This window comes from Undibacterium sp. Tian12W, from assembly GCF_049339405.1.
GTDB lineage: Bacteria > Pseudomonadota > Gammaproteobacteria > Burkholderiales > Burkholderiaceae_D > Undibacterium.
Map to the genome: position 1 here is coordinate 74053 of NZ_JBMPPK010000007.1, position 26380 is coordinate 100432.

The 26380-nt window shown below is 50.0% G+C and carries 22 protein-coding genes; 12 read left to right on the forward strand and 10 right to left on the reverse strand.

The genetic code is table 11. The annotated features are described in order from the left end of the window. The first annotated feature begins 2 nt into the window (after positions 1-2). Positions 3-542, forward strand: coding sequence for an alpha-ketoglutarate-dependent dioxygenase AlkB (locus ACO0LI_RS10325; RefSeq protein WP_423032493.1), 540 nt, complete (start codon positions 3-5; stop codon positions 540-542). 13 nt (positions 543-555) lie between these two features. Here ACO0LI_RS10325 and kynA read toward each other — a convergent pair whose 3' ends face one another. Both kynA and kynU read right to left on the reverse strand, forming a co-directional pair. Beyond that, entirely contained in the window at positions 556-1407 is an 852-nt protein-coding gene (gene kynA, locus ACO0LI_RS10330) for a tryptophan 2,3-dioxygenase (protein ID WP_423032494.1), read from the reverse strand. Between the two features lie 139 nt (positions 1408-1546). Then, on the reverse strand, positions 1547-2803 hold the full coding sequence (kynU, locus tag ACO0LI_RS10335) for a kynureninase (protein ID WP_423032495.1): 1257 nt from the start codon (positions 2801-2803) through the stop codon (positions 1547-1549). 484 nt (positions 2804-3287) lie between these two features. Here kynU and ACO0LI_RS10340 point away from each other — a divergent pair, with 484 nt between their 5' ends. From ACO0LI_RS10340 to ACO0LI_RS10355, 4 genes are all read left to right on the forward strand, one after another. Beyond that, a complete protein-coding gene (locus tag ACO0LI_RS10340; protein ID WP_162040649.1) occupies positions 3288-3764 on the forward strand; it encodes an Lrp/AsnC family transcriptional regulator in 477 nt (158 codons plus the stop codon). Between the two features lie 38 nt (positions 3765-3802). Further along, complete coding sequence (locus ACO0LI_RS10345) at positions 3803-4279, forward strand: NUDIX hydrolase (RefSeq protein WP_423032496.1); 477 nt, start codon at positions 3803-3805, stop codon at positions 4277-4279. A gap of 432 nt (positions 4280-4711) precedes the next feature. After that, on the forward strand, positions 4712-5473 hold the full coding sequence (locus ACO0LI_RS10350) for a hypothetical protein (protein ID WP_423032497.1): 762 nt from the start codon (positions 4712-4714) through the stop codon (positions 5471-5473). A 216-nt stretch (positions 5474-5689) separates the two neighbouring features. After that, the gene (locus ACO0LI_RS10355) at positions 5690-6583 is read left to right on the forward strand and encodes an MBL fold metallo-hydrolase (RefSeq protein WP_423032498.1); all 894 of its coding nucleotides are present in this window, start codon (positions 5690-5692) and stop codon (positions 6581-6583) included. A gap of 34 nt (positions 6584-6617) precedes the next feature. Here ACO0LI_RS10355 and ACO0LI_RS10360 read toward each other — a convergent pair whose 3' ends face one another. After that, positions 6618-7616 carry a type II secretion system F family protein gene (locus tag ACO0LI_RS10360; RefSeq protein ID WP_423032499.1) on the reverse strand — a complete coding sequence of 333 codons (999 nt, stop codon included), beginning with the start codon at positions 7614-7616 and terminating at the stop codon, positions 6618-6620. Positions 7617-7678: 62 nt separating this feature from the next. Between ACO0LI_RS10360 and ACO0LI_RS10365 the strand changes: the two genes are divergently transcribed. The 3 genes from ACO0LI_RS10365 to ACO0LI_RS10375 all read left to right on the forward strand — a co-directional run bounded on the left by ACO0LI_RS10365 (position 7679) and on the right by ACO0LI_RS10375 (position 9589). After that, entirely contained in the window at positions 7679-8224 is a 546-nt protein-coding gene (locus ACO0LI_RS10365; protein ID WP_423032500.1) for a hypothetical protein, read from the forward strand. A gap of 46 nt (positions 8225-8270) precedes the next feature. Then, positions 8271-8936 (forward strand): hypothetical protein, encoded by a 666-nt coding sequence (locus ACO0LI_RS10370; protein ID WP_423032501.1) that lies wholly within the window; start codon positions 8271-8273, stop codon positions 8934-8936. A gap of 119 nt (positions 8937-9055) precedes the next feature. Next, complete coding sequence (locus ACO0LI_RS10375; RefSeq protein ID WP_423032502.1) at positions 9056-9589, forward strand: glycine zipper 2TM domain-containing protein; 534 nt, start codon at positions 9056-9058, stop codon at positions 9587-9589. Between the two features lie 97 nt (positions 9590-9686). Here the strand turns inward: ACO0LI_RS10375 and ACO0LI_RS10380 are convergent, their stop codons facing one another. Continuing rightward, a complete protein-coding gene (locus ACO0LI_RS10380; RefSeq protein ID WP_423032503.1) occupies positions 9687-10781 on the reverse strand; it encodes a serine hydrolase domain-containing protein in 1095 nt (364 codons plus the stop codon). A gap of 102 nt (positions 10782-10883) precedes the next feature. Here ACO0LI_RS10380 and murJ point away from each other — a divergent pair, with 102 nt between their 5' ends. From murJ to ACO0LI_RS10395, 3 genes are all read left to right on the forward strand, one after another. After that, a complete protein-coding gene (gene murJ / locus ACO0LI_RS10385) occupies positions 10884-12437 on the forward strand; it encodes a murein biosynthesis integral membrane protein MurJ (protein WP_423032504.1) in 1554 nt (517 codons plus the stop codon). Between the two features lie 193 nt (positions 12438-12630). Then, a complete protein-coding gene (locus tag ACO0LI_RS10390; protein WP_423032505.1) occupies positions 12631-12960 on the forward strand; it encodes a hypothetical protein in 330 nt (109 codons plus the stop codon). Between the two features lie 323 nt (positions 12961-13283). After that, positions 13284-14582 (forward strand): right-handed parallel beta-helix repeat-containing protein, encoded by a 1299-nt coding sequence (locus ACO0LI_RS10395; RefSeq protein ID WP_423032506.1) that lies wholly within the window; start codon positions 13284-13286, stop codon positions 14580-14582. 173 nt (positions 14583-14755) lie between these two features. On the opposite strand, the gene ACO0LI_RS10400 is transcribed toward ACO0LI_RS10395, so the two are convergent. Beyond that, the gene (locus ACO0LI_RS10400) at positions 14756-15946 is read right to left on the reverse strand and encodes a pentapeptide repeat-containing protein (protein WP_423032507.1); all 1191 of its coding nucleotides are present in this window, start codon (positions 15944-15946) and stop codon (positions 14756-14758) included. A 146-nt stretch (positions 15947-16092) separates the two neighbouring features. Here ACO0LI_RS10400 and ACO0LI_RS10405 point away from each other — a divergent pair, with 146 nt between their 5' ends. Next, positions 16093-16578, forward strand: a complete 486-nt coding sequence (locus ACO0LI_RS10405) for a hypothetical protein (protein ID WP_423032508.1) — start codon at positions 16093-16095, stop codon at positions 16576-16578. Between the two features lie 555 nt (positions 16579-17133). On the opposite strand, the gene ACO0LI_RS10410 is transcribed toward ACO0LI_RS10405, so the two are convergent. The 5 genes from ACO0LI_RS10410 to ACO0LI_RS10430 are packed head-to-tail and all read right to left on the reverse strand — an operon-like array spanning position 17134 to position 26378. Next, positions 17134-18345: a serine hydrolase domain-containing protein gene (locus ACO0LI_RS10410; protein WP_423032509.1), complete on the reverse strand. Its 1212-nt coding sequence runs from the start codon at positions 18343-18345 to the stop codon at positions 17134-17136. 54 nt (positions 18346-18399) lie between these two features. Continuing rightward, positions 18400-19200, reverse strand: a complete 801-nt coding sequence (locus ACO0LI_RS10415; protein ID WP_422951267.1) for a YfaP family protein — start codon at positions 19198-19200, stop codon at positions 18400-18402. 5 nt (positions 19201-19205) lie between these two features. After that, the gene (locus ACO0LI_RS10420) at positions 19206-19985 is read right to left on the reverse strand and encodes a YfaP family protein (protein WP_423032510.1); all 780 of its coding nucleotides are present in this window, start codon (positions 19983-19985) and stop codon (positions 19206-19208) included. After that, the gene (locus ACO0LI_RS10425; RefSeq protein WP_423032511.1) at positions 19982-21733 is read right to left on the reverse strand and encodes a DUF2300 domain-containing protein; all 1752 of its coding nucleotides are present in this window, start codon (positions 21731-21733) and stop codon (positions 19982-19984) included. Before ACO0LI_RS10425 ends, ACO0LI_RS10420 begins: the two co-directional genes overlap by 4 nt. Continuing rightward, entirely contained in the window at positions 21711-26378 is a 4668-nt protein-coding gene (locus ACO0LI_RS10430) for an alpha-2-macroglobulin family protein (RefSeq protein ID WP_423032512.1), read from the reverse strand. The genes ACO0LI_RS10425 and ACO0LI_RS10430 overlap by 23 nt, the downstream gene beginning before the upstream one ends. Positions 26379-26380 lie beyond the last annotated feature (2 nt).

Here is a 26380-nt window from a genome sequence, read left to right on the forward strand (position 1 = left end):
TTATGTCAACACCAAATATTTATTTGAAGCCAAATTTTCTTACAGCACCGCAGGACTTGTTTGATCTCTTGAAAAAAGAGGTCATCTGGGATGAAAGAATGTGCGCCCGTAAAACGGCGAGCTTTGGCGTTGCCTATGATTACTCGCAAATCTCGTATGCTGAGACTGAGATGCCACAATTCTTGCAGGTGATTTGTAAGGATGTAGAAAATGAACTCGGTTTTTTACCCAATAATTGCCTGCTGAATTTTTACCTGGACGGTAACTCAAGCATGGGATTTCATTCAGACTCTACTGATGAACTGGCAGAAGGTAGTGGCGTCGCCATCGTCTCGCTTGGCAGTTTGCGACATATCGCCTACCGCAGCAAAGAAGATAAAAACCAGGAATATTTTTACCCTTTGCCAGCGGGAGGATTGCTGTATATGTCGGCAAGCATTCAAGAGGAATGGCTGCACGCCATTCCTAAAGAACCTGGGGCTGGTGAGCGAATTAGTTTGACGTTCAGAAAGATATTGAACAAGGCCCGCACAGAGCCTTGAGCATAGCATTGGTTTATAAAGCCGTCCGCAAAGCAAACAATTCCGGGAACAACACCACATCCAGCATCTTGCGCAGATAGCTGACACCTGCAGTGCCACCTGTGCCGGTTTTGAAGCCGATGATGCGCTCCACCGTCGTCACATGGCGGAAACGCCAGATACGGAAGGCGGTTTCCATATCCACCAGTTTCTCTGCCAGTTCATACAAAGACCAGTATTTTTCTGGTGTTTGATAGACTTGCAGCCACGCCGCCTTGACAGATTCATTGGCAACCACGCCTTGTGACCAGTCTTGTTGCAAGCGGTCTGCATCTATCGCAAAACCCTGGCGTGACAAGAGCATGATGGCTTCATCATAAATCGATGGTGTGCGCAGGGATGCATCCAGGGTTGCATGTACTTCGGGTTTGCTTTCGTGCACGCTCATCAGGGTCGCGTTCTTGTTGCCCAGCAGGTATTCCAGTTCACGGTATTGATGTGACTGAAAGCCTGATGAGGCACCCAGATAAGGGCGTATCGCCGTATATTCACTGGGCGTCATGGTAGATAAAACATCCCAGGCATGCACCAGTTGGTCCATGATGCGGGCGACGCGCGACAGCATCTTGAAGGCTGGTGGCAGATCATTGCTGCGTATGTGCTGGCGCACGGCATGCAGTTCATGCAGCATCAGCTTGATCCACAGTTCGCTGGTCTGATGCTGAATGATGAACAGCATTTCATTGTGATTGGGTGAGCGCGGATGTTGCGCAGTCAATATCTGGTCAAGGCCAAGATAATCGCCATAGCTCATGGATTCACTAAAATCCATTTGCGCGCCATGCCATGACATAGGGCATTTGCCAGCTTGTTCGTTGTTGCTCATGATGTTTCCTTAAAATTTTTCGCACGTAAAACCACTGCACACAGCTAACTCAGAGAAAGGCGAAAAGCTTTTTATGCATTTGGACTTCTCTTTGCTTTTCTCTGTGTCTCTGCGTCTTTGTGTTAAGAGGTCTTAACGATCAAGTCACTGCATTACGCTCAGCGTTGGCATCGTAGTCTTTGCTGTCGAGTATATCGCGCAAGCCTTCTGCCGCGTCCCAGACATCCACGAAGCTGGTATATAGCGGTGTAAAACCAAAACGCATGATGGCTGGTTCACGGTAGTCACCGATGATGCCGCGCTTGATCAGCGCCTGTATCACGGCATAGGCATGCGGGTGTTTGAAGCTGGCCTGGCTGCCACGTTGCTGGTGCTGGCGAGGTGTGACCAGCTCCAGCGGGTGTGATGCACAGCGGGCCTCTACCAGGGCGATAAACATGTCCGTCAGCGCCAGCGATTTTTTGCGTATTGCTTGCATATCGGTCTTGCCGAAAGTATCGAGGCCACAGGCGACCATGGCCAATGAAGTGATAGGCTGGGTGCCACACAGGGCGCGGCGTATGCCTGGGGTAGGCGTAAAGCCAGGGTTCATGGCAAACGGGCTGGCATGGCCCCACCAGCCGGATAATGGATGGTGAAAAACTTCCTGATGACGTGCCGGCACCCAGATAAATGCTGGTGAACCAGGGCCACCATTCAGGTATTTGTAAGTGCAACCTACGGCAAAGTCGGCATTTACAGCGTTCAGGTGTACCGGTACTGCGCCAGCAGAGTGGGCTAGATCCCACAAGATCAGGGCACCATGTTGATGGGCACGCGCAGTAACTGATTCCATGTCATGCAAATAACCAGTACGGTAATTCACGTGCGTGAGCATCACCAGCGCCGTGCTGTTATTGATGACTTCTGGCAGTTCTTCCGGTGAGTCTATCAACTGGATTTGATAACCGCGATCCAGCCAGCGGGTGACGCCTTCCGCCATGTAGATATCGGTAGGGAAGTTGCTGCGCTCAGTAATGATGGTTTTGCGTTTGTTGTCTGCTGACTGTATCTGCAACGCGGCGGCGATGGCCTTGAACAGATTGACCGATGTCGTGTCGGTGACGACTACTTCATTATCTGCGGCACCAATCAAAGGGGCGAGCTGGTTGCCCAGCGTGGATGGCATATCAAACCAGCCAGCAGTATTCCAGCTCTTGATGAGATCAGTTCCCCATTCGCGGGTGATGACATCTTGTGCCCTTTGCAGCGCTGCCTTGGGGCGCGCACCGAGGGAGTTGCCGTCCAGATAAATCACGCCGGCAGGCAAATCAAATTCTTCACGCAGGGTGGCCAGCGGATCTTGTTGGTCAAGCTTTTCGCAATCACTGCGGGTGATGGTGGTGGTTTGTGTCATTACGGCAGGCTCCTTAATATGGCGCGTAGTGGGCTGGTATCAAGCCCGGTAAGTTTTTGGTAGCAGGCAAAGCAGTTCATCTTCGCTGTAACGACCTGCGCGCGGCTATGGTTCATGAAAAATATGCAGAGATTTTATGCCCGATTGCCTGAATTTTTCTTGCAAATTGCAGTATGAAAATCGAAAATAATAGAATATTCTGCGATTTATATCTGAAATATTGATATAAAATGCATTAATGGGTTTGTGCATTGCGCAAAGGCACCAGATTGTTTTCATCTTTGCAATTACTTGTTCTTTTCATCTGATGGTAATCATAGATTAAAAAACACTCACCACAGCGGCATATTGGAAGCAAAGAATGCTTGCAAGTAAGCTTTCCTGCTCCTTCGCTTGTCTCAGTATGACCTTTATGTCTTTGTGCCTATGCGCTTGTGCCTCTTTCTTAAGAGGGTTTGTCATAAATTAAAAAAGAGATTGTCAAATGCAACTCGACGCCACCGATCTTAAAATCCTCCAGCAATTGCAAGCCGATGGCCGCATCAGTAATCAGGAACTTGCTGACAAGGTATTCCTGTCCCCATCATCCTGCCTGCGCCGCGTGCGCATGTTGGAAGAGGCGGGTATCATCCATCATTATTGTGCCGTCATTGATGCTGCGGCAGTTGGCCTGGAAGTTGATGCCTTTGTCCAGGTCACCATGCGGCGCGATGTAGAACAATGGCATGAAAATTTTTCGCAAGCCTTGCAACAATGGCCGGAAGTTGTCGGGTCTTATATCATCACCGGCGATGCCAACTACCTGTTGCGCGTGCGTGCACGTAATCTCAAGCATTACTCAGCATTTGTACTTGAACGTCTGTATAAAACCACCGGTGTGCTTGATATAAGGTCAAACATCGTACTGCAAACCTTGAAGGACACACAGCAGATTGCCACCAGTTTGCTGGTGGCCGAATAAACCAGGCCAGGCCTGACCAACATTTTCATGTCCAAGCCATGATTTCTTTTGATATTGATGAATACCGCTATAACCTGCGGGCTGCTGCCATCATTCTGAATGGTGACAGGGTGCTCTTGCATAAAATCGAAGGCGATGCATTCTGGTGCGTGCCGGGCGGGCGGGTTGATGCGGGCGAGCAAGCTGCGGCCACAGTCGTGCGTGAAATGCAGGAGGAATTGTCTGAGCAGGTAACATGCGGAAAGCTCTTGTGGACGGTAGAGAATTTTTTTGAATACCGGCAGCAAAAACATCATGAACTGGGTCTATATTTTTTGGTTCATCTCTCACCCGCATCACGTCTGCTGACATCTGCTGGACCTTATATCGGTAACGAAGGAAAACTCAAACTGACTTTTGCCTGGTTTAAACGTACAGAATTGATGGCATTAGATGTACGTCCTTCATTTTTAGCTCAGGCATTGGCAGAACCAACGCTGCTTATGCAGCATGTGGTACATCATGAGCAATCCTGATGATGGTCACCATCGCCACTATCATCAAAAACCTCAAAACCATCACAATAATCACGTCGGATAATTTTCATTTTCCTGATACCCATAAATTCTGATTCGCCACGAATCTATTGCTACCGATTTTGTTTTTTGCTGTCCGACAGTCAAGTCTTACAGGTTTTTAGGACTGGTCTGATACGTAAAAATTGCTCTTCTGCTTACACTGTCCTTGGTATGTTCAAAGTGGACATTCAGTGATCAAAGAAAGCCCTGCTATTTTTTTTGGGTCTTTTGTGAGTCACTTGTTACTTTGGACCTGCACAAGCCTGTATCTCTGCCGCAATTGCAATTGCGTATAAATTACGTATAAATTGTGTTTATACAGGTCCTTTGGAATTTCAAGAGAGTGCGTATTTCGCGCTAGCTTGTTTAATCAGTTTTCAGGAGATTTATATGAAAAACGGACGTCAACAAGACCATTCTTTCCAAGACCGTGATCGTCAGATCAAGTCACATCATGTTAACAACGGTAGCCGTCATGATGCCTACGGTCACCATAATGACTTCGATCAGGATGCACGTCACGCATCCTCTCGTTACGCCAATGATTTTGGCCGCGAACAACTGCAAAGCCGTAATACTGGCTCGCAAGGTTTTTACAGTGGTCAGTATGACCTCGATGGTGGCCGCCAGCAAGATCAGCGCTATCTGAACGACAATGGTCCTGGCCGCTCTTACCCTGATCAATACGATCGTCAGAACGCTGGTCAGTCCGGTCGTTCTTATGGCCAGCAATCCAGCCAGGACTTTTATGGTAACCAGGCCAATGATGGCCGTTATCATCCAAACGACAATGGCCAATATGAGCGTAACCCCAATACCTATCCACGTCAGAATGCAGGCGACCGTGATGGGTATAACCGTGGCAACAGCCAGCAAGTAACGCGCGGTGGCTATGAAGATACCCGCCACTCTCAACAAGGTGGTCATTTTGATCCTGATTATCACCAATGGCGTAATCAGCAAATTGAAGCGCTGGATAATGACTATGATGACTGGCGCAAAGAGCGCTATCAAAAATTCTCTACCGAATTTGATACATGGCGCAGCAGCCGTTCAGCCAATGCAGGCAAGAACACGCAAGAAAAGAATGGTCAGAATACCGCAGTCTCTGCTGCCGCAACTGATACCACTACCACAGGCAAATCGAAATAAACGTTTTCTGCTTGAGTAATTTCAAGCATTGTTGAAAATAAGGGGAGACAGATTTCTTGTCTTCCCTGCCTGTGTTATACATTACTGCAAATCTGCTCTGGTGCCCGCGATAGCTTTCTGCCACAATTTGTATGTCACCTATAAGTTGCTGCGGAGCCTTTCATGCCATTTCTTTCGCATCCCATTCGCCTTGTTCAATCCTTGATTGGCACAAGTTTGTTACTTGTCAGCTCCTGTGTTCTCGCTGTTTGTCAGCCAGGTAAGCTGGTAGTACAAGTACTGGGTTCCGGCGGGCCTGAACTTAGTGATCAGCGTGCCTCTACTTCTTATCTGGTCTGGGTGGATCAAAAAGCCAGGATACTTGTTGATTTTGGCAGTGGGGCAACCTTGAATTATGAAAAGTCCGGCGCCAATCCGGCTGAACTGGACGCGGTGCTTTTCTCACATTTTCATGTTGATCATACGGCGGATTTTCCTGCGCTGGTCAAAGGTTTGCCGTTTGCTGGCTATGATAAAGAGCTGCGTGTTTTTGGCCCGCCCAAGCGTGGGGTTTTTCCAGGTATCAAAGAATTCGCACATGCCCTGTTTAACCGGGACACGGGCGCTTATGCCTATCTGGCAGATTATGCTGACCCTGATGTCAGCAGTCAGTTTAAAATGGAACTTGAAGAGGTGAGCGTCAAGCCTAAAGAAATCAGGCGTTACGATATTGATGAGAGTCTGACGGTCAGTGCCGTCAGCGTCTTGCATGGCCCGGTACCTTCATTGGCATGGCGTGTAGAGAGCAAGGGCTGTAGTATCACCTTCAGCGGTGACACCAGCAACACTGATCAGGCGCTGGATCAACTGGCGCAAGGCACGGATGTGCTGGTTGCTCATAATGCCGCCCGCGAAAACGATACCGATGAAGTGGCACGCTTACTGCACATGATGCCGACAGAAATTGGCCGCATCGCAGGTGCGACAAAAGCAGGCAAGCTGGTTTTGTCACACCGCATGAAACGCACCCTGGGCCATGAGATGGAGAGCACAGCGGCAATACGCAAAAATTATGCAGGAACGATTTTGTTTGCCAACGATATGCAACGCATCATCGTTGGCGGCAAATAAGTGCGGGCATGGCCGCAATTGAAATGCGTTCTGCTTAAAGATCCTTGGGTACTTGCGGAAGAAATGCGCCGCTGTTTAAAATGCCGTAGGCAATCACTGATGCTATCAAGGCATACGCAATTCTGGGTATCCATTCTGCCACCTGTCTTTGTTGCAGTATCAGGCTGGCATTTTCGCCCTTGGCATAACGGGACAGCATTTCAGGCAAGGTACCGCTGGCCTCTCCGGTTTGTATTAATCCCAATAATGTGTCGTTGTTAATTGCTGGTAAAGCGCGTACCGCTTCTGCCAGAGTTGCCCCTTTTTCCATGCGTGGCAAAATACGCGCTAACTCACGTCTCAACAAGACATTACTGGCTCCTTGCAAGCCCAGGGGCAGGGCATCAAACATAGGCAGGCCAGCTTCCAGCAGCAAGGCCATGCTCTGCCAAAAATCGCAGAGATTGCGCCGCTTGTGCATGCCCCCAAAAACCGGCAAGGCCAGCAGCACCTGATCCAGCCATGATGCAGGCGCATCTGCAGGACGCATCTGGAAACGCCTGTAAGCATAGATACCTCCCCCCACCAGGCCTGCGGCGAGCAAGATGCTGCGTACAGCATGCCAGAGATAAGCACCCACGCTCAGTGAACCAGCAACCAGTTGTGGCAAAGGCGGGATGAATAAAGCCGCTATGCCCATCAAGATGGGTCGCGTCATGCCTGATCTGACCGTGGCAATCTGCTGGGCTTTTTCTTCGTAATAGCTGGCTAGGTGGCGATAGGTCGGGGTTGGATCACCGGCAGCCAGTGCAGCTTTGAGCAAGCCTGCTTCCAGCGGGGTCCAAAGACTACTTTGCAAGCCCGCATCTGCCAGGTTTTTGCCACGCTTGACGGCATGCAGGGTTGCCGTCATCCGGCTTTGATACGGTGCGGGCAATTTGATCATGGGCAAAGCTTGCAGTGCGGGGATGCCGGCATGGCTTAATGCAGCCAGTTGTTGCAGTAAGTCTGCACGAATACGGTAGGGCAGGGCTAGTTGGGGCTTATTTTTCATGCATGCTATTGTGCCATGGATTAAACTAGAAAAAATTCCTTGCAATGCAAATGGAGAAGACCATGCGTACATTATTAAGCGTACAGCGCTTGCTGTTGCGCCTGGCTGCCAGCCTTGCCACCATTCTGGGACTGGGATTGACCGGTACTACTGCTGCCAGCGCTGCGAATGTTCCCAGTTCGGCCTGCTCAAATCCTGCCATGCGCGAATTTGACTTCTGGCTGGGGGAGTGGCAGGTGCATACCCCGGACGGCAAACTGGCTGGAACAAATAGTATCCAGCGTGAATACGATGGTTGTGTCATTCACGAGCGCTACACCACAGGGCGCGGTTATAGTGGCGAAAGTTTAAATATCTATGATGCGCCGCGCAAAGTCTGGCACCAGAGCTGGGTAGATAATAGCGGTACATTGTTATTACTTGAAGGGCGCTTGCAGGGCGGTAAAATGGTGCTGGAAGGACAAAACCTCGCTCCTGAGGGACATAAAATTTTGCACCGCATCACCTGGACACCGAATGCAAATGGATCTGTGCGCCAATTATGGGAATCTACTGATGTCAAAGGTATATGGGCAATCGCTTTTGATGGTCTGTACACAAGAAAATAGATGTTGATGACGGATTGTTTTACTTGAAAATAAACAGGAGAGCCTGATGTCCATCGCAAAATTAGCCCTGACAGTTTTATGCATGACCTGCGCTTGGCATACCCAGGCTTCTGAAATTCTCGAACTACAGGACTATCACGCCAGCGAAGCCAAGGTCGGCAAGACCGTCCCCTGGCTGGGTTTGCAGCAGGCAGGCAAGGGCTGGCGGCTGGTGACTGTCAAGCCCAGCTTCAGAAAAATACCTGATTCCATTAGCGGCGAGGGTGTCAGGGTTGCGGCAAACACAGCCAATGTCAGGATGTTGTTGTCTGATCCCGGTTTGAAGGCCGGGGCAGTCAGTGTTTCAGATGAAGTGAAACTGGTCAGCGGCTCTATGGACGAAGAATTCGAATTATCGACCTTGCCATCCCTGGGGCAGGAAAGGCTCATGCATTTGCAAGGAAATGAATATAGCCTGCAAAATCGTGAGGGTAAAATTTACCTTAAATATGCAGGTGCAGAACAATACTTGTTCGACTATGTCGAAAACAAGGAAGACAATAATGCCCGCATGATCTGGGTAGGTGATCTTGATCATGATGGAAAACTGGATTTCATCATTGATACCTCAAATCACTATAACGTCACAGAATTGCGGCTGTATCTGTCGGGGCAGGCAGCAAAAGGTGAGTTGTTGAAGCTGGTTGCCAAGCGCAAGAGTACCGGCTGCTAATCCAAATTGCTTATTCTTAAGTTACATTTGCTTACCTGCGTAACATTATTCATGTCTCCTTTTTAATAGCCTCATGCGTTGTTGGAGCATGAGTCACTGTTAAATTGAAGGAGAACAACATGGAATTAGCCAATACCAGCAAACGCATACACCCCTTGGTAGCAGGCGCCGCATGCTCAGTTATACTGGTGAGCCTCTTGGGTGCTGCTGCCCTGACAGGCGTATTGCCCAGTTCCCACAGCACGGCATCATCAGGCAATGAGATTGTGCCTGCCATGAGCAATAATGCCAATGCGATCAATCCTGCAGGCAATGCTGCCATGCCGCTTGCCAATAACGGTAATCAGCCTGCAGCTAATTATGCAAACACGCAGTATGCTAATCCTCAGTATGCAAATACTGCGCAAAATAATTATCCTGCACCTGCACCAGCCAGGGTTGCACAGAGCAGCAGCCATCATCAGCCAGTCAGAAATTATCAAACACAGCCTGCCCAGGCAAAGAATAGCCCGGTTGGTATAGGTGTGGGTGCCGTGATCGGTGGCCTGGTTGGTAGCCAGATCGGTAATGGCAATGGCCGCACGCTGGCAACTATCGCCGGTGCAGTTGGTGGCGGTTATGTTGGTAATGAAGTTGCGAAAAGAAATCCATAATGGGATTTGGGGATTACAGGATTTTAAGTAATCCATGGTAAGTACGGAGTGCCAGTTTGATATCTGGCACTCCGTTTTCATTTAATACGCATTGGTTTTAACGCGCATTCGTTGTGTTCATCAGCGAACGCAACAAGTCGGCAGCAATGCCTTTGTTGGCCCAGGTTTGCGACAAATCCAGATCACCGTTGGTACTGACGATGATGAGTATATTCTGGTTTTGCAAATCCACCAGATTCAAGATGCGTACACCGGCTATCCAGCCCTGACGCTCAACTATCATGGCCGCAGCGCCATCGTCACTGGCTTTGAATGGATAAGACCAGACACCTATCGCTCCACCGACATTATTCGGTTTAACCATCTCGTCGCGGTTTTTGGCAGACAGATATTTACCACGCATGAATGCCAGGTCAAATGCATACAAATCCCGCAGAGTGCCAAAGCTGCCCCCAGCAGGGCCATAACTGGCAAAGTTCACCGCAGGTTCAGGCTTGCCACCGAGGGTGCCATGGATATGGGTTTTGACGTCTGGCTGGGCCGCAGTGTAATAGCCTACGTTTTGCATGCCAGCCGGGCTGAAGATGCGTTGTTGCAGCAGGCTTGAAAAGCTTTGCTTGCTGATCTTTTCCAGCAAGGCACCCAGAACGATGTAATCGCAATTGTTATAGTCAAATTTGCTGCCTGGCGTAGCATTGGATGGCCCTGCACACAGGCCAGTGGCAAATTTCTGGATATCATCACCGCTGTTGGCATCCATCATGTGGACCGCGGGATTGACCATCTCATTGTACAAGCCAGAATAATGCGTCAGCAATTGGCGCAGAGTGGCACCGCGCGCCTGTACGTTGGGGTAGTCGGGCCAGTAATGTCCCAATGTTTGATCCAGTTGCAGCTTGCCCGCTTCTACTTCCTGCATGACCAGGATGGCAGTCATTTGCTTGGTGATGGACGCATAGCGAAAAGTTTGTTTGGTATCAGTGACATTGCCAAAACTTTTTTCTAGCAAGACCTTGTCGCCACGCGCGGCAAATACCAGGCCTTGAAAGCCAGTATTTTTGAGGTTTTTGGCTGCCTCTTCAAGCGTAGGAATAGCTTTGGCAGGTGCAGCATGGCTGACTGGACTTAGTAAACTGCTTGCGGTAATGGTGAAAGTGGTAAAAATAGCAAGACGGCGATGAAGGTAAGACATATTGTGCTCCGGTACATTAGTCAAACAGATGCTCTGGCCTGAATATTAACAAAAGTTTAGCCTTGATGATGAGCGTTTAGCCTCAGGCTATAATGCCGCACTATGAATCTATTAAGAACCCTTGCCTCCATCAGTGGTATGACCATGCTGTCGCGGATTACCGGGCTGGTACGTGACGTATTGATTGCTACCCGTTTCGGGGCTGACGCCTATACCGATATATTCAATATCGCTTTCCGCATTCCCAATTTGTTGCGGCGCATGTTTGCCGAAGGCGCGTTCTCGCAAGCCTTTGTGCCCATCCTTGCTGAATACAAAAACAATAAGGGTGATGAAGCTACCAAGAAATTGATCGATCATGTCTCTACCGTCATGACATGGGTCTTGGTATTGACTTGCATACTGGGCATCGCTGGCGCGCCGATTTTGCTTTATTTTTTTGCCGAAGGTTATAAAGACAAGCCACAGATTTTTGACATGGCGGTGGTGATGACCCGCATCATGTTTCCGTATATCGGTTTTATGTCCATGGTTGCGCTGGCAGGCGGGATATTGAATACCTGGCGTGAATTCAAGGTGCCTGCCTTTACGCCGGTTTTATACAATCTGTCTTCGATAGCCGGTTCCTTGTTCCTCGCACCTTATCTTGAAAAACCAATTTATGCGCTGGCTATTGCCGTTTTTGTTGGCGGCGTTTTGCAACTGGTGGCGCAGGTACCCTCATTAATCAGGGTAGGCATGCTGCCGACGATTAGCTGGCGTGTAGGTACGGCCTGGCAGGACGAGGGCTTACGCCGCATCATGCGCAATATGGTGCCCGCCATTCTGGCTGTGTCGGCAACGCAGATCAGCATCGCCATCAATACCAGCCTGGCATCCAAACTTGCGCCGGGCAGTGTAACCTGGCTGGCGAATGCAGACAGGTTGATGGAATTTCCAACGGCTTTACTGGGCGTCGCCCTGGGCACGATCTTGCTACCGGGTCTTTCCAAAGCGCATACAGATGGTGACACGGTCGAATATTCCGCCTTGCTGGACTGGGGCTTGCGCCTGACTTTTCTGCTGGCCTTGCCTGCTGCAGTCGGTCTGGCAACCATACCAGATGCGCTGACATCTACCCTGTATCATCACAATAAATACGATGGACATGCCGTGCAAATGACATCCAATGCCCTGATTGCCTATGGTATTGGTTTGCTCGGTCTCATCGTCGTCAAGATTCTGGCGCCGGGTTTTTACGGTAAGCAGGATATACGCACACCTGTAAAAATTGCTGTGGCTGTCATGTTGGTGACGCAGGCTTTGAACTATGTATTTGTACCTTATCTGGCGCACGCTGGTCTGGCCCTGTCTGTCGGCCTGGGAGCCTGCGTGAATGCAATTTTCTTGTATACAGGTTTGCGCAAACGTGGCATTTACCAGCCGCAAAAGGGGTGGCTGCTGTTCCTCATTAAGCTTGGTGCTGCACTGGTCTTGATGGCCGGTGTAGCTTTGTGGACTTCAGCGCAATTCGATTGGTTAGCCATGCGCCATACTCCTGTCTTGCGTGCTGCCTACCTGGCGCTGGTGCTGTTGGCTTGTGCCAGCACCTATTTTGCTGCATTGGCGCTCATGGGTTTCAGACCCAGGGATTTCAAGAAAGTGACCAGAGTCTGATCCCTTAGCCCTCTGCTTGACGCAGTGTCAACCGCGATCATCCTTACCTGACATAGTCATCATTGTCGCCCGGCTGTCGGCTGATTAAAATGCCTACAGCCGGTCAGCTAAGCCAGTGCATTATGCAGATAGATTCACGCATGGTTTTCTTGCCGGATTCAATGAATCCTATTTGCCATGAGAGAGTTGAACCATGTCTGACAACCATGCATTGATTACAGATGCTGAAGCCCCGCCGAAAAAATCCTGGTTACTAAAAATCCTGGGATGGTTAGTATCGATCATAATTTTGATCGTTGTGGCCCAATTTATTACTGGCTTAAAAAGCGATCAAAAAACCAAATTTGCTAACGAATCACGCGGTCTGGCTGAGGCAGCCTGCGTCAGTGATGCTGCCTGTCTGAATGCAGTGAAATCCAAATTTGAGGTCTGCCTGGAGCTGCACTCAGAATCGCATAAGACAGGTAAATTCGGCCGCAAATACACTTTGCATAAAGAAGAATTTTTAAGCTGCATGAAGTAGTTAAAGATCCAATTTCTGCCTTATATGAGTCAGCACCAGCTTGTGATATTTGATCAGAAATTTGATTGGGGAACGCAAAATCCAAGAGACAAAAAAATCAAAAGAATCAGCAAGATGATTGAAGAATGAGGCTAATTCCGTACAAATTCGCCTATATACACCCGATAATGCACAGAGCAGGAAACTGATATTGAAGAGTCATAAAGAACTCACTATTGTGGCATTCACAATTTGAAAAGCGTGGTATTTGTGAGCATCCAGCACCTGACTTCGCCTTTTTTCTGTGGATGTTTATTATCGATGGAGACAAGGGGAATAAGGGAATGAAAAAAATTATATTGGCAGGGCTCATGTATGGCATGGCAGCGGCAAGCAGCGCAGCCACTTACTACGTTTCACCCACTGGCAATGACGCAGCGGCGGGAACCAAAGCAGCACCATGGAAATCCATAGCGCGCGCCCAGACGGCTGCAGTTGCTGGCGATACCGTGTATTTCAGAGGTGGTAACTACAACTACACGGCAGGCATCAACACCTGTGCTACTCGCACTGACATCGTCAATGCGATTACGCTCGACAAGAGTGGTAGTTCTGGTAGCCCGATTCGTTATTGGGCTTATCCTGGTGAGACACCGGTATTCGATTTTTCACAAATGAAAGACGATTGCCGCGTCAAAGCCTTCAATGTGGTGGCCAACTGGGTGCATTTGAAAGGGCTGGAAGTCACAGGTGCGCCACAACAACCCGGCAACCGCCTGAACCATGAATCATGGGCAGTATGGATCAACGGCAGCAATAATACCTTTGAACAGTTGAATACCCATCACAATATGGGGCCTGGCCTGTTCATCCAGAATGGTGGCAATAACCTCGTTCTCAATAGCGATTCCCACCATAACTACGACCCCTATACCTCGAATGGCGCAGGCCAGAGTGCGGATGGTTTTGGTGCCCACATCAAGGCGGGCAACCCTGGCAATGTATTCCGTGGTTGCCGTGCCTGGGCCAATTCAGATGATGGCTTTGATCTCATTAATGCTTACTCACCCGTGTTGATAGAAAATTCCTGGACCTGGTTGCAAGGCTATTTGCCAGGCACTACCACACCAGTGACTGCCGGTAATGGCAATGGTTTCAAACTCGGTGGTTATGGTGGCGTGTATGTATCGAATGCCGTCAAACATACGATACGTTACTCGGTTGCCTTCAATAACAAGGCGGCAGGTTTTTACGCCAATCATCACCCGATTGCGAATGACTTCTACAACAACACCAGCTACGGTAACAACAGCGATTTCAACATGCTGGGCATAGATGAAAATGGCAATGCGGTGAACCTCGGTAACCTGCGTAACAACATCGCATTTGGTGGGACGCTGGTATCAAATATGACGGGTGCCAATGATCAGTTTAACTCATGGAATCTCGCAGTAACGGTTTCATCAGCTGACTTCCAAAGCATATCCACCACTGGCTGGGATGCTCCACGTCATGCCGATGGCAGTCTGCCTGTACTGAACAAGTTCCGCCTGGTTTCTGGTAGCGACCTGATCAACAAAGGCACTAACGTTGGCCTGCCTTTCAACGGCTCTGCACCAGACCTGGGGGCGTTTGAAAACTGATGGATCTGATGTAGGCGCGAGAAGAATAAGAGGGGTGAGCTACATGTGGTCTGTGTATCTTGTTCCTCTATTTTATTCAAATGCCCAAGAGGTAAGTCGCAAGATGAACAAGCATTTTTTAGCTGCGTGCCTGATTTTTCCGATTGTTCATCTATGAAGCGAGATTCACTCGCTTAACGCCAATGTATATTAGAAATACTGTCACCATAGGCTGCATATTGCTGTTCTATAATCTTGCGCACTTTTTCAATCTGATATTTCACATGACTCTCTGTGACGCCAAAATCTTCTGCGACTTTGGCTCGAGTCGCACCATTTGCATAGAAGCATTTAAACATCTCCTGATCTCTCTTATTTATGCGACCAACAACGCTAACCTCGGGCCATATGACACCATAAGGCGCAGATGCTGAGTGCACTATAACTCCCCAATTGATCTGGTCATCCCTTTCAGATGCAGAAGGCATTGGCACGTGGTGCCCCGTCAATTCTAGTACAGTCTCTCTTACACACCGTTTAACTATCAGGTTGCTCATTTCGCTAGTTATCGGGTCCCATGACACCGCCATCTTGAAAAGTGCATCGCTAATAATCGGTTCAGGATTTTCATGGGGCACCAATAGTTTGATCAGATCCTGTGCAGTTGGAACTAGTTCAGCAGCAACTTGTCTGAATTTAGTCCAATACGACCCGTGATTGAATTTTTGAGGGTCAAAGTGCGCAATTGCCGTATGCATAACTGATTGCATTTCCTTGAGCCCAGAGGTCTCATTTGATATAACTAAATCATCAAAACGTACCTTTCGCATCTCTGCGTCAGTAAGATTCGCTGCTTTGAAGTCGCAATTCAAGAACCAACAATTGTCTAATAATGCCAGTGTGAGATTAGCGCCATGGAAAGATGTGTCTTTGCAACGAGATGCCATTAATATGGCACTTGTTAAATCACTGTGATCGAATCGAGTCATTTCGCATTTGATCTGCAACATATCCGCGTTGCTAAGATTACTTCCAGAAAGATCAGCTAAGCTAAAAGTTGAGCCCTGTAAACACGCACCTTTGAGATTCGCCCGTCTTAAAAAACTAAAACTGAAATCTATGAAACTTAAATCTAGATTTTGCAGCTCGCAATTATCAAGAACGATACCTCGAAGATCATCAAGTTGACCAGAGGCGCTATCCTCGGCCATAAGTAAATCTTCAGGCGTATCCAATTGTTTTGGTAAATCAACCCAGCTATCATCCTTCGCGCGAATTCTTTGTAATATCTCAGCGTAAATTTTTCTACCTTTTACAGATTCCCACCGAGAACGTAGCGCTACGGCCTGCTCTGCAGATTTCAAAAGTTCGGATTTGGATGCCATTTTCCCACCTTAACTCTAGTACCACGCCCTGCTACAATTTCTGCGGCTCGAACTATACGATATGGTTCCACTATAGCAGGAATTGCAAATTCAAGTTCCCCCGCAGTTGGACAATTACCAAAGCCTGTCACTGATGGTACTCTGCCTTGAAGCTGTTGAACTGTATCCCAAGTAGGAACTTTTTCGATCTCATACACCCAGCCGCCAACTTGAGCGAACAATGCGGCACCCGGCCCATCTGGAGTGTGAAGTATTTGTATGGTAGTTCCCCGGAAAGCGCTCTGATCGTTGCCATCGCAATGTTCTTTCAATCTACGATCAGTGCCTTTTTTGGGTATTCCCGTGATAAATACCTGCGACGGGGCGAAATTCCGCGTGCCATGAAAGCCGCCAGAATGAGTATTTGGAGAAACCTGCTTACCATTGGGGAGGATCGCAAGCATACCATTGTATTCTGCGCCACACTGTGGTTTGTTGTTTGCAATGTTACTCAAGAAATTCCTCAATTTCTATTATTTGAAAAATCAGATTGTTTTCATAACTATATAAAACATTGCTGCACGTTGAATATCAGCGATGCCTATCGGCGCATGAAAGAATCGGAAATAAGATATGGCATTCCTGTAACTTAACTAGTAAACTCAACCTAATTGAGAAACGTTAATAGAAGCATGTTCCATTGTCAATCATCGACGCCATGAAAAAGACTGCATTTGCCCAATGAGGCTTTAAAACGCTACGCCAAGACGGAGCGAGCAGTATTTCTATCCGATGTGAATCAAGTTTTATGCCCAAGTCAATGTTATGCTACCAAGTTGTACCGCATTGCACGAAGGCTGGTAACGGACAGTTATCAGTAGGTGTAGAGCCTGCTCTTCGAATCTACTTCTTGCAGCAACGATTCAATTTGTCTGACTTAGTCGTTGAAGACACTGTGTCCGAATTAGTCTCTATGCATATTTTTGTATTGACTTGGGCAACGAGTCTGTTCCTGATGAAACAACGGTGCGCAAATTTCAGCATCTACTGGAATGGTACGCACTTGGCAAACGTATTTTTGATGAACTGGGTCGTCATTCGAAAGAACGCGGGATGAAGATGTCGTGAAGTACCCTCGTCGAATAGTTTCTATATAATTTAAAATATCTCTCCTCGAAAATATCGAAAATTAGTCAATTTACTTTATTTTATCTCCCTATTTCTGATGCATTCACTTCCATATTTTGACACCGTTTAGGTAAATATCCCTCCCATTTCCATGGTGTGTACACGTCCTGTATCAGCAGGGCCAACAGGTCTTTGAAGATGTGGTCGCCGTTGGCGCTGTTGCTCATGATGACTACACCAGTTTTTTGTTCGTCGAATACTACGGAATGGTTTTCCCAGCCGTCATCATGGCCTTCCTTGAAATAGGCTTTGCCATAAGGTGTTTGAAAAATACCCCAGCCCAGGCCATAAGCCAGTTGTATGTGCTTATTCTCATCTGTTGATGCAGTCGACAGGGTGGGGAACTGGCTGGGTGTGGTGATGGCAATCTGCGGTGCCAGCATGATGGTTTTTGCTTCTTTGCTGATGATGCTTGCCTGCATGATGCCTTGTATGAAGCGTGCATAATCATTCAGAGTCGTATCCATGGAGCCTGCAGCATTCACTTTTTTTCTTTTTACATGGCCCAGTGTTTTTTCTTTTTCATCGTGACCGACCGCCAGGTTGTCATTGAAACGGTCTTGCCATTGCATGCTGGTGTTATGCATGGCCAGTGGATTGAAAATGCGTTCCTGGATTAATGTATCTACACTTTTTTGCGTGACGGTTTCAACGACGAATTGCGCCAGATTGATGCCTTCGCCTGAATAGGCATATCTGCTGCCAGGAGTAAATTTAATCTCCAGTTTTTTGCCAGGATTGAGCCAGCGGAAATTGGCAAAGCCTGCAGTGTGGTTCAGCAGCATGCGCAGTGTGATGGTCAGATAACGCGGATCATCTGCGAGATCGCGGTAGTTGTCGTAGTCTGGCAAGGGCTTGGGCAGATATTGTTGTATCGGCAGGTCCAGATCAAGCACACCTTCTGCCGCCAGTTGCTCCACTAGTGTGGCGAACACGGCCTTGGTGAAGGATGCGCCGTACATGACGGTATCTGTGGTCAGTGGCAGTAATTTCTCTTTATCGCGGAAACCAAAGCTCTTGGTATAAACAATCTTGTTGTCATTGAGGATGGCGATATTCAGTCCGGTAACACAAGAGACGGCCATCATGTTGCTGAGCTTGTCTTCTATGGTTTGCGAAGAAATGCTGGAGCCATCAAGCCGTTTGATGATGACGGGTTGCGCCAGTGTAGTGATGCTGGCGGCAAGTAATACAGGGAGCATCATGAAGCTGGTTAATGCATTTTGCCGCATGATGCAGTTCTCCCTTTAGAAGATTTTTGCTACTGTCATGTTTTAAAACTTCCCTTAAAACATGAACGATTTCACCAGATTCAAATCCCCGATCTTGCGCAATGGGATGACAAAGCTTTCGCGTTTTTCTCTGGCAGTATTTTCATAGAATACCAGGGTCACACGGGTAGTGATGATGGGTTGCTTGCGCTGGCCTTCATCGAAGTTATAGCCACCTGCGCCATAGTTGCCCCAATAGTTGACGAACACATGGTAAGCGCCATGCTTGGGGGCGATCGTCGTGAACATCTCTGGCCCCGGGCCATCGACGCTATCTACATCGAGGCCACCGCCACCATTCAGTATCGGCGCTGCAAAGAAGGCGTGCTGGCCATCGGGCGTGATGATATGCAGATCAACTTCTGCCTCAGGCGCATCCCACGAGCAGATGATACGTAGCTGTGGCGACAGTTGCTGGGTATTGGCTTCGTAATATTGCACGCGTTGCAGGCTCTTGCCGTCTGGCCCCTTGATTTCTATATTGTTGGAACCGCTGCCAAAGGCATAGTGACGTTCAAAGCGGCCATCTGTGCCGTAATTGAGCACCATGGGGTTACCATTGACGATCAGGGTATGCTTGCGCTGTTTGCCCGCATCGCGGATATGGCCTTCGATGAGGGTGCGGTTTTTTTGCGTGCCACGGTCTATCGGTGGCAAGGGATAGGAGGCGCGTGTATCGCTGGATTTATCAGTCAGGCCGCCATAGTTCCAGCCGCCACGGGGGCTGTTGATGGTGGGCTGGTCTTCAGCTACACAATTGGCGGCAGCGACGAACAGGGCGCATGCCAGCAGGGCAGGTTTCATCATTGTTTGCATGATTATTACGGATAGGTAAAGGATTTAACCAGGGTCAGCTCACCCGGTTTGCGCATAGGCACCTGAAAGCTTTGCTGCTTCTCGGCCAGCGTGCCTTCCTGGCTGATGATGGCAACTCTGGCGATAGTCAATTTTTTGTCGTCGCCGCCACTGCCATAGTAATTGACATACACATGATAGGTACCTTTCGGCGGTGTGGTACTGGCGTAAATCTCAGGGCCATAACCGGTGGTGACATCAACATCGAGTGCGCCGCCATTGTCAACCACGCGATTGCCGTAGAACACATGCTGACCATCCGGCGAGACTACATGCAGGTCCAGGTCAGTGCCGTCACTGTCCCAGGACAAGACTACCCGCAGGCGTGGGTTGGGTCGGCTGGTATTGGTGTCATAAAACTGTACGCGTTTGACTTCAGTGCCATCGGGACTGCGCACTTCTACATTATTCGAGCCGGAACTGAAAGAATAAGGACGGGAGAACTCGCCACTTTCACCAATAGCCAGAGGCATAGCGGCACCGTTGACGATGAGCTTACCTGGTTTCTTCTTGTTGCTGGTGCTGATACGGCCTTTGATCAAGGCCATTTCACTTTGCCCTTCGGTATTGACCGAGGACGCAGGGTAGTGCACAGGCTGTTTAAAGCCAGAGGCTTCGCCACCGCTATTACGCCATCCGCCGCGCGGCAGTTCTATCGTGGCGTCTGCTGATGCACTTAATTGAAAGCCGGCAAGCAGGCTGGCTCCGATGCATATGATGAGTCGCTTTTGGTAAAACTTGATCATGTTGTTCCTTCTATGAGACGGCGTGCCAGTTTTTCTACATAGTCTTCATTGGCACCGTTCGGATGAAATCGTAAAGCGAGATGCAGATATTCATGGGCGAGGGTGATGCGCTCGTCCAGGCTGCGCCAGCCGCGGGCGTAGATACGCATGCGCTTCTGGTCAGAGTAGGGGTTGCCGCTTGCCAGCGAGCAGATTGCAGGCGGTGTGTCTGGATGCTCAAAACCGGGTTCACGACGCAATATGCTTTGCCATTTGTTGCGGGCATTGCTTAACCAGGTTTGCGCTGCGGCTAATGGCTTGCAGTCGGATTTGCCGTTGAAGCTGGCGATGCTGGCTTGCGGATAGCTGGTGGCCAGGATACGTTCAAAATTCCAGCCCTGGTTTGCCTGCTTTGTCGCTTCTTTCAATGACATGCGGTTGTTGCCTGCGCTGTCATTGTGATAGCGAATGTTGGCTCCTTGCAGTATCAGATCATCTGTGAACCAAGCTGCAGCCAGTGCAGCATCGGTGGGTGCATTGGCGCTGACTCGCTGACGGGTAGTGCTGTCGGCAATGCGCCAGCAGCCATGATCAAGAGCAGCGTTTTGTACCAGATAGCTGCGCGCCGCAATCGCGAGGCTGCGGGCGGCCTGAATATTGCTGGCGTTACCCTCGCGGTCTATGACACGGGCGACATAATCATTGATGCTAACGCGCCCAGTGATTTGTGGAGCTACGCCTGGGTTGCGTTGCAGCGTCAGGCTGCCATTGCTGTTGATGTCCAGGCTATTGCCGTTGGCGAATTGAAGCCTGTATTTGCCGGACAGCGTTCCCGCACGCGCAGGAGCGTTTGCAGATATGGACAATACTTCGCGCAATGGATAGCGCGCAAAAAAATCTACATCCACGCAATGTGCCTCATCACCGACATTGTCAATATTATTGATGCCCACCCAGCGTGGTGGAGGCAGGGTAGTTGCCAGTGTACTGGCCCAGGTAGTGAGGGTAGAGCGGCTGGAACCACGGGCACCAAACCAGAACGGCGTGCTATCTGCCAGCCAGCCTGCTGCGCCACCAAAGGCGCTGTTGTCAGGCAAATGCCAGGAATAGGTTTTGTAACGTATGCCTGTGCCCAGTTGCGTCCAGGCTTCACGGCCATAGCCCTGTACCGCTGTTTCCAGCAAGGCTGTGCGTGCGGCAGCGCGAGCTTGTGGCGAGAACTTGTTCAGGGTTTCCAGTAATTCTTTTACGCTGATCTGGGTGTCGGGCTGCAATTGCGCCGTGCGTTGCAGCCAGTTGGCGTCACTGCGGGTTTGCCAGTAGCTTTTCCAAGCCTTGTCATTGACACCCAGGCGCGCTGATGAGAAATAGGGTGCGCAGGAGCGTGCCAGGGCAGAGTCGCGTTCTACCTGTTCACCGGGTTCGCAGCAATACAGGTCTTCGTTTTTTTCCTGTTTTTCGCGTAGCTCTTTTTTTGCTGTGCAGGTGTAAGCGGCTTCCTGCACATGATTGTCTTGCAGGTAGGCGTAGACAAACAACTTCCACAAGCTACCTAGGGGTATCTTTTGAGCTGTGATTTTATTGTCTTGAGAATTCAATGTGCGCACTTCCACTTGGCCATCACGCAGCCAGGCTACCGTTGCTGTACCGGCTGCATCTGCGGCATGAGCAACTTGCGCAGATGCAGCCAGCGTGACTATGGTCGCGCTGGCAAGCATGATGGTGCTGATCGCTTTGTGGGCAGGATCAGCGGATTTCCATAAACGCACGTGGCTTGTCCTCAAAGGCTTTCTGGTCTGGCTGGTACATGCGGTAGTAGCGTGCTGGTGGAAGGGCGAACTTGCCGGTTTGCGCTGCGCGCACCAGATGACGTATCACGACCTGGCCATCCAGTGCATCTACCGGCACGGCATAGCCGCGTGGCGTTTGCTCGTAACGTGCACGTTCCATCGCTTCCATATCTTTGCCGCCTGGGTAACGCAGGCTGATACCCCAGGTGGAGCGGTCAGCCGAGGTACCTGGTGGCAGAGGTACTTCAACTATGCCAAAGTTCAGCTCAGGGCCGGATGTGCGGGTGAGTACCACTTCATCCAGATAGACTTCATCTGTCTTCAGTGCTGCACCATCGCCCAGCAATTCCAGCTTGAAGCCTGCTTTGCCAGCGACTGGCTGCACAGGCGCACCAGTTGTTGGATTGACGGCAGGTTTGCTGGCACTGTTTGGTGTTGGCAATGCTTCTGGTACCAGACGATAAATACGGCGTTCCACTTTTACTGGCAAGCTGGATTTTTCTGGTTCACGGCTGTCGAACTGGGCAATGGCAATCATGCCTGCGCTTGGGTTGGAAACCATTTTGATCACAGACGGGGTTGGCATCGCGGCTGTGCTATTCCAGCGATACACGCTTTGACCTGTGATGGTTTCACGTGGCAACCAGCCAGCTTCCAGCTCTACCTTGGCCATATTATTGCGCAACAGAGGATCATTGCTGCCAGACTTGCCACCGAGAGCGCGGTAAGTCCACAGCAGACTCAGGGCGCGGTCTATGGTCGGCGATTCTGACCTAACACGTTCGAGCACGGCAGCCGCATCACTGGCAGGGCGTTTGCCTGTCAGTATCAGCAAGGCTTCACCCAATGGCAGGTCAGCCTGGTGTACGCGGGCTGCTGCTTCCGGCAAGGTCGTGACGGTAATACCTGTCAGATTACCTTTGCTTTGCTGGACTACATAGGCCGCCAGCAAGGTGCTCATGGCATGTTGTACATCATCATCCTTGTTGGCAAAGATCATGCTGTTCATGCCTGAACGAGGGGTGATGACGACAGGTTTGGCAAACGCGCCTTTGGCACCGAGTTCTTCACTCAGGGCTTCTGCCATGGATTTTACCGGCAAGCCCATGTCCTGCATCCAGTACAGCATCAGGGCGCGTTGCCAATGTGATTGCTTGACGCCATCCTTGCGGTAGACATCATTCAGCTTATCAAAATGGCCTTCTGGCAGTGACAGTTTCAAGGCGCGGCTGGCATGCCAGTCAGCATAGTAGGCATAGGTGGTCAGCAGGGCATCACCATCTTTTTCTGGCACACTCCACCAGCCAAAAGTCGCGTTTGGCCCGGCCATTTGTGCGAGGCGGAAGCGGTAGCTATACAGCCTTTGCGTCAATTGTGCAGTCAGTCTTTCTTCACTAGGCAAAGTTGATTGCAAGGCCAGGCTGTAAGGGATGAGGCGGCTGGAAGTCTGCTCGACGCAACCATATGGATAGTCGATCAAATCATCCATCAAACGGCGGAACTGTGTGCTGGCACTGTCAGCAAATTGCAGTTGCAGGTTGCTCGCATCTGCCGGCAGTTTCAAGACTGTTTCCTTGCCAGTCACAGGCACACTGACCGAGCGCTGGCTCAGCCAATGCACAGGAATAACTTTCAAGGGCACATTCAGCGCATCAACAGTCTTGCCGCCTACCGCCAGTGACAGGTCTATCTTGTTGTCCAGGCCGTTGGCTTTCAAAGGCACGGAGATAAAATTCGCACCAGGTTTCAGTTTCAGGCTTTCTTGTTTATTGACACCGGAACCGGTGATGTTCAGGCTGGCACTGGCATCCTGGTTGCCCTGATTAAAGATGGCAACGCTGGCATTAGGAGTATCCTGCACCCGCATCCAGTTCGGACTGGTCCATTTCACATAAAAGTCTTTGTCTGAACGTACATAAGCGATGTTCTGACCTACATTGCCACCAGCTTCTGTTGCACGCACGGTAATGCGCCAGCGTGTCAGCGAATCGGGCATGGTGAAAGTCAAGCGGGCACGGCCAGCAGCATCCGTGGTGACGCTTGGTTGCCAAAGGGCGGTATCCTTGTCTTCACGGCGTGGTCTTTCCAATACCTTGATGGCGCGCTCATGGGTTTGCCCGTTGGTTGGCAAGGCCAGCTTGGACGGTGGCACGGCCAGGTCATACGCGATAAAACTCAGGCTGGCAGAAGTGCGCACATTATTACGACGCGGGTGATAGAAGAAGTCAGAAATGTCTGGTGCAATTTCAGGTTGCAGCACATAAATCATTTCATCAACAACACCTACAGTGAGTTGGCTGCCTGCGGCTGGCTTGCCATCGACCATGGCGGTCATGTCCAGTGTGACTTTATCACCAGGCGCATAGACGGCCTTGTCAGCTTTAACGGCGACATTGATGCGTGGCTGCTCAACTTTCAAACCCAGGTTCTGGAACACATAATCAGCGCCTTTGACATACACCACAGACAGCGTGATGTTGGGGCCATAAGTATCCTGCACAGGGAGTTCTACCTTCCATTGCATCGGCGACAGACGCTTGGCGCTGAGCCAGCCACTGGCATTGCTCATGAGAGCAGTTTTTTCTACCTTGTCTCGCTCCAGCGTGAACAGCGCCTGATCAACTTGCTGCGGGAAGGTGATCAGTGCACTGGCAGTTTCACCTGGCTTGTAGCTGGTCTTGTCAAACACCATTTCTATCGAACCCTGAGGTGCACTGACTCCCACACCACTGACGTAATGGGAAGTCGCACCGAGGATATTGCCTGCTGCATCACGTACAGACAGGGTATAGGTGCCAGGTTCAGCAAAAGCCAGTGTCAACTTGCTGGCGTTGGCGAGCTTGCCGTTTGATTTTTTCTGGTTTTCCAGCCTGACCCAATCCCATGTTGCCGGGGCACTGACTGTGCTGACAGTATTGCCTGGTACAGGCAGAGCAGTCAGCGCAAAATTCATGTTTTCGCCAACGGCAGAGAAGGCGCGGTCTGCCTTCAGGCTATAGGTGCCAGCGCTACGTTCCACCAGTATCTCCTTGGTAGAGCGTACGCGGTAAGCGGCGCCATCAGTTGCCAGCACCGACAAAATATAGCGGCTGGGTTCAGTTGCTGCAGGCAGTTTGAATTCAACAAAACCGCTGCTATCAGTCGTAAATGTCGTTGTGCTCATTTGTATCGGGAACTGGCCTGCATAACCAAGGTCGCCTTCAACAATAGTCAGGCGCTGGGCGCGTACTGTCAGGTCTGCCTTGGCATTGATGACAGGTTTGCCATCGGGATAAACCAGTTGCAGCTTGCCCTTGATTTCTTCATTGGTTTTGTAATCCTTTTTGCCGGGCATGACATTGATTTCAAAATGCGGCTTTTGGTATTCAGCGACGCGGAAGGCAGCGCCATAGCTATTGCCCTTGTAGCTGAAACGCAATTCATAGCCACCTGCGACGGCATTGTCTGGCAACTGGAATACCGTATCACCGCCAGACTGCGGTGTCATTTGCAGGGTCTGTGCCGCAACCGGGAAACCATTTGCATCAAATACCTGCAGCTTCAACTCACCTGCAGTAATGGCTGTGGATTCGCGGGCAGACACAAAAGTACGACCCAAAAATTTCACATAGACAGTTTCACCAGGGCGGTACAGAGGACGGTCAGTCACCGCATACAGCTTGGTGTTATAGATTTCACTGTCGTAGTAATAATTTTCTGCGACGAACACGCCGCCTTTGCTGTCTTCGCCATACACATAAGTCTTCTCGGGGGCATCACGTTCAAAATTGACGATGCCGCTGGCATCTGTTGCGCCTGTACTCAGGATACCTGCGCCATCTGTCCACACTGTTTTTGCATCTGCCACAGCCTGGCTGGTGCGGCGGTCAGCCACCCAGACTAGCATTTGTTTGCTCGATACCTTGGTCACTGCGATAGAGTCAGAGACAAACACCAGGGTCACGGCGCGATAACTGCCGACCATGGCTTCGACCAGATACAGGCCAGGCTCTCTTTTACCCAGGGGTATGAGCACATTGCCTTTGGGCGACATGATGAATTCACTGCTGCTGCCATCCAGCTTGACGCCTTTTGGTGGTTGTATGGGTTGGGCGACATGTACAGGGTAGCGGAAGCTATCAACCAGGGTATGCGCCTTCAGTGGCTGGTACAGCGGGTTCATCTGTTGTGGTGTTGCTGCTTTGACCAGCGGGTGCAGGCGTGTTTCTGGTGCCTGGGTGGTCACTGCTTTTCTGGCATCGGATGAAAACAGCTTGCGCCACATGCGTCGAGATGCATCCCACCAGCTATCCCAGGTACGTGCCAGCGCATCCGACACGCCTTTGCCCTTGTAGTTACCCTGGGCATCAATGCGGTGCAAATTCTTTTGTGCTTTTAAAAATTCCAGCGGGTCTTTGACCTTGTATACATAGACATCGACACCACCTAGCTCAGAAATCTGCCCCATGTCCTGGGCTTCCAGCCTCACCATGGCGGTATCGCCAGAACCATAGGCTGCATCACTGAGCAGGAAGAAAGACGAGCCGCCACCGCCATCTTGTGCCAGGGCAGGCATGAATAGCAGCATCGCGCACAGCGCAGTCAACAGAGTGAAATAACGGGATTGTTTGAATGTAGCTTTCATTG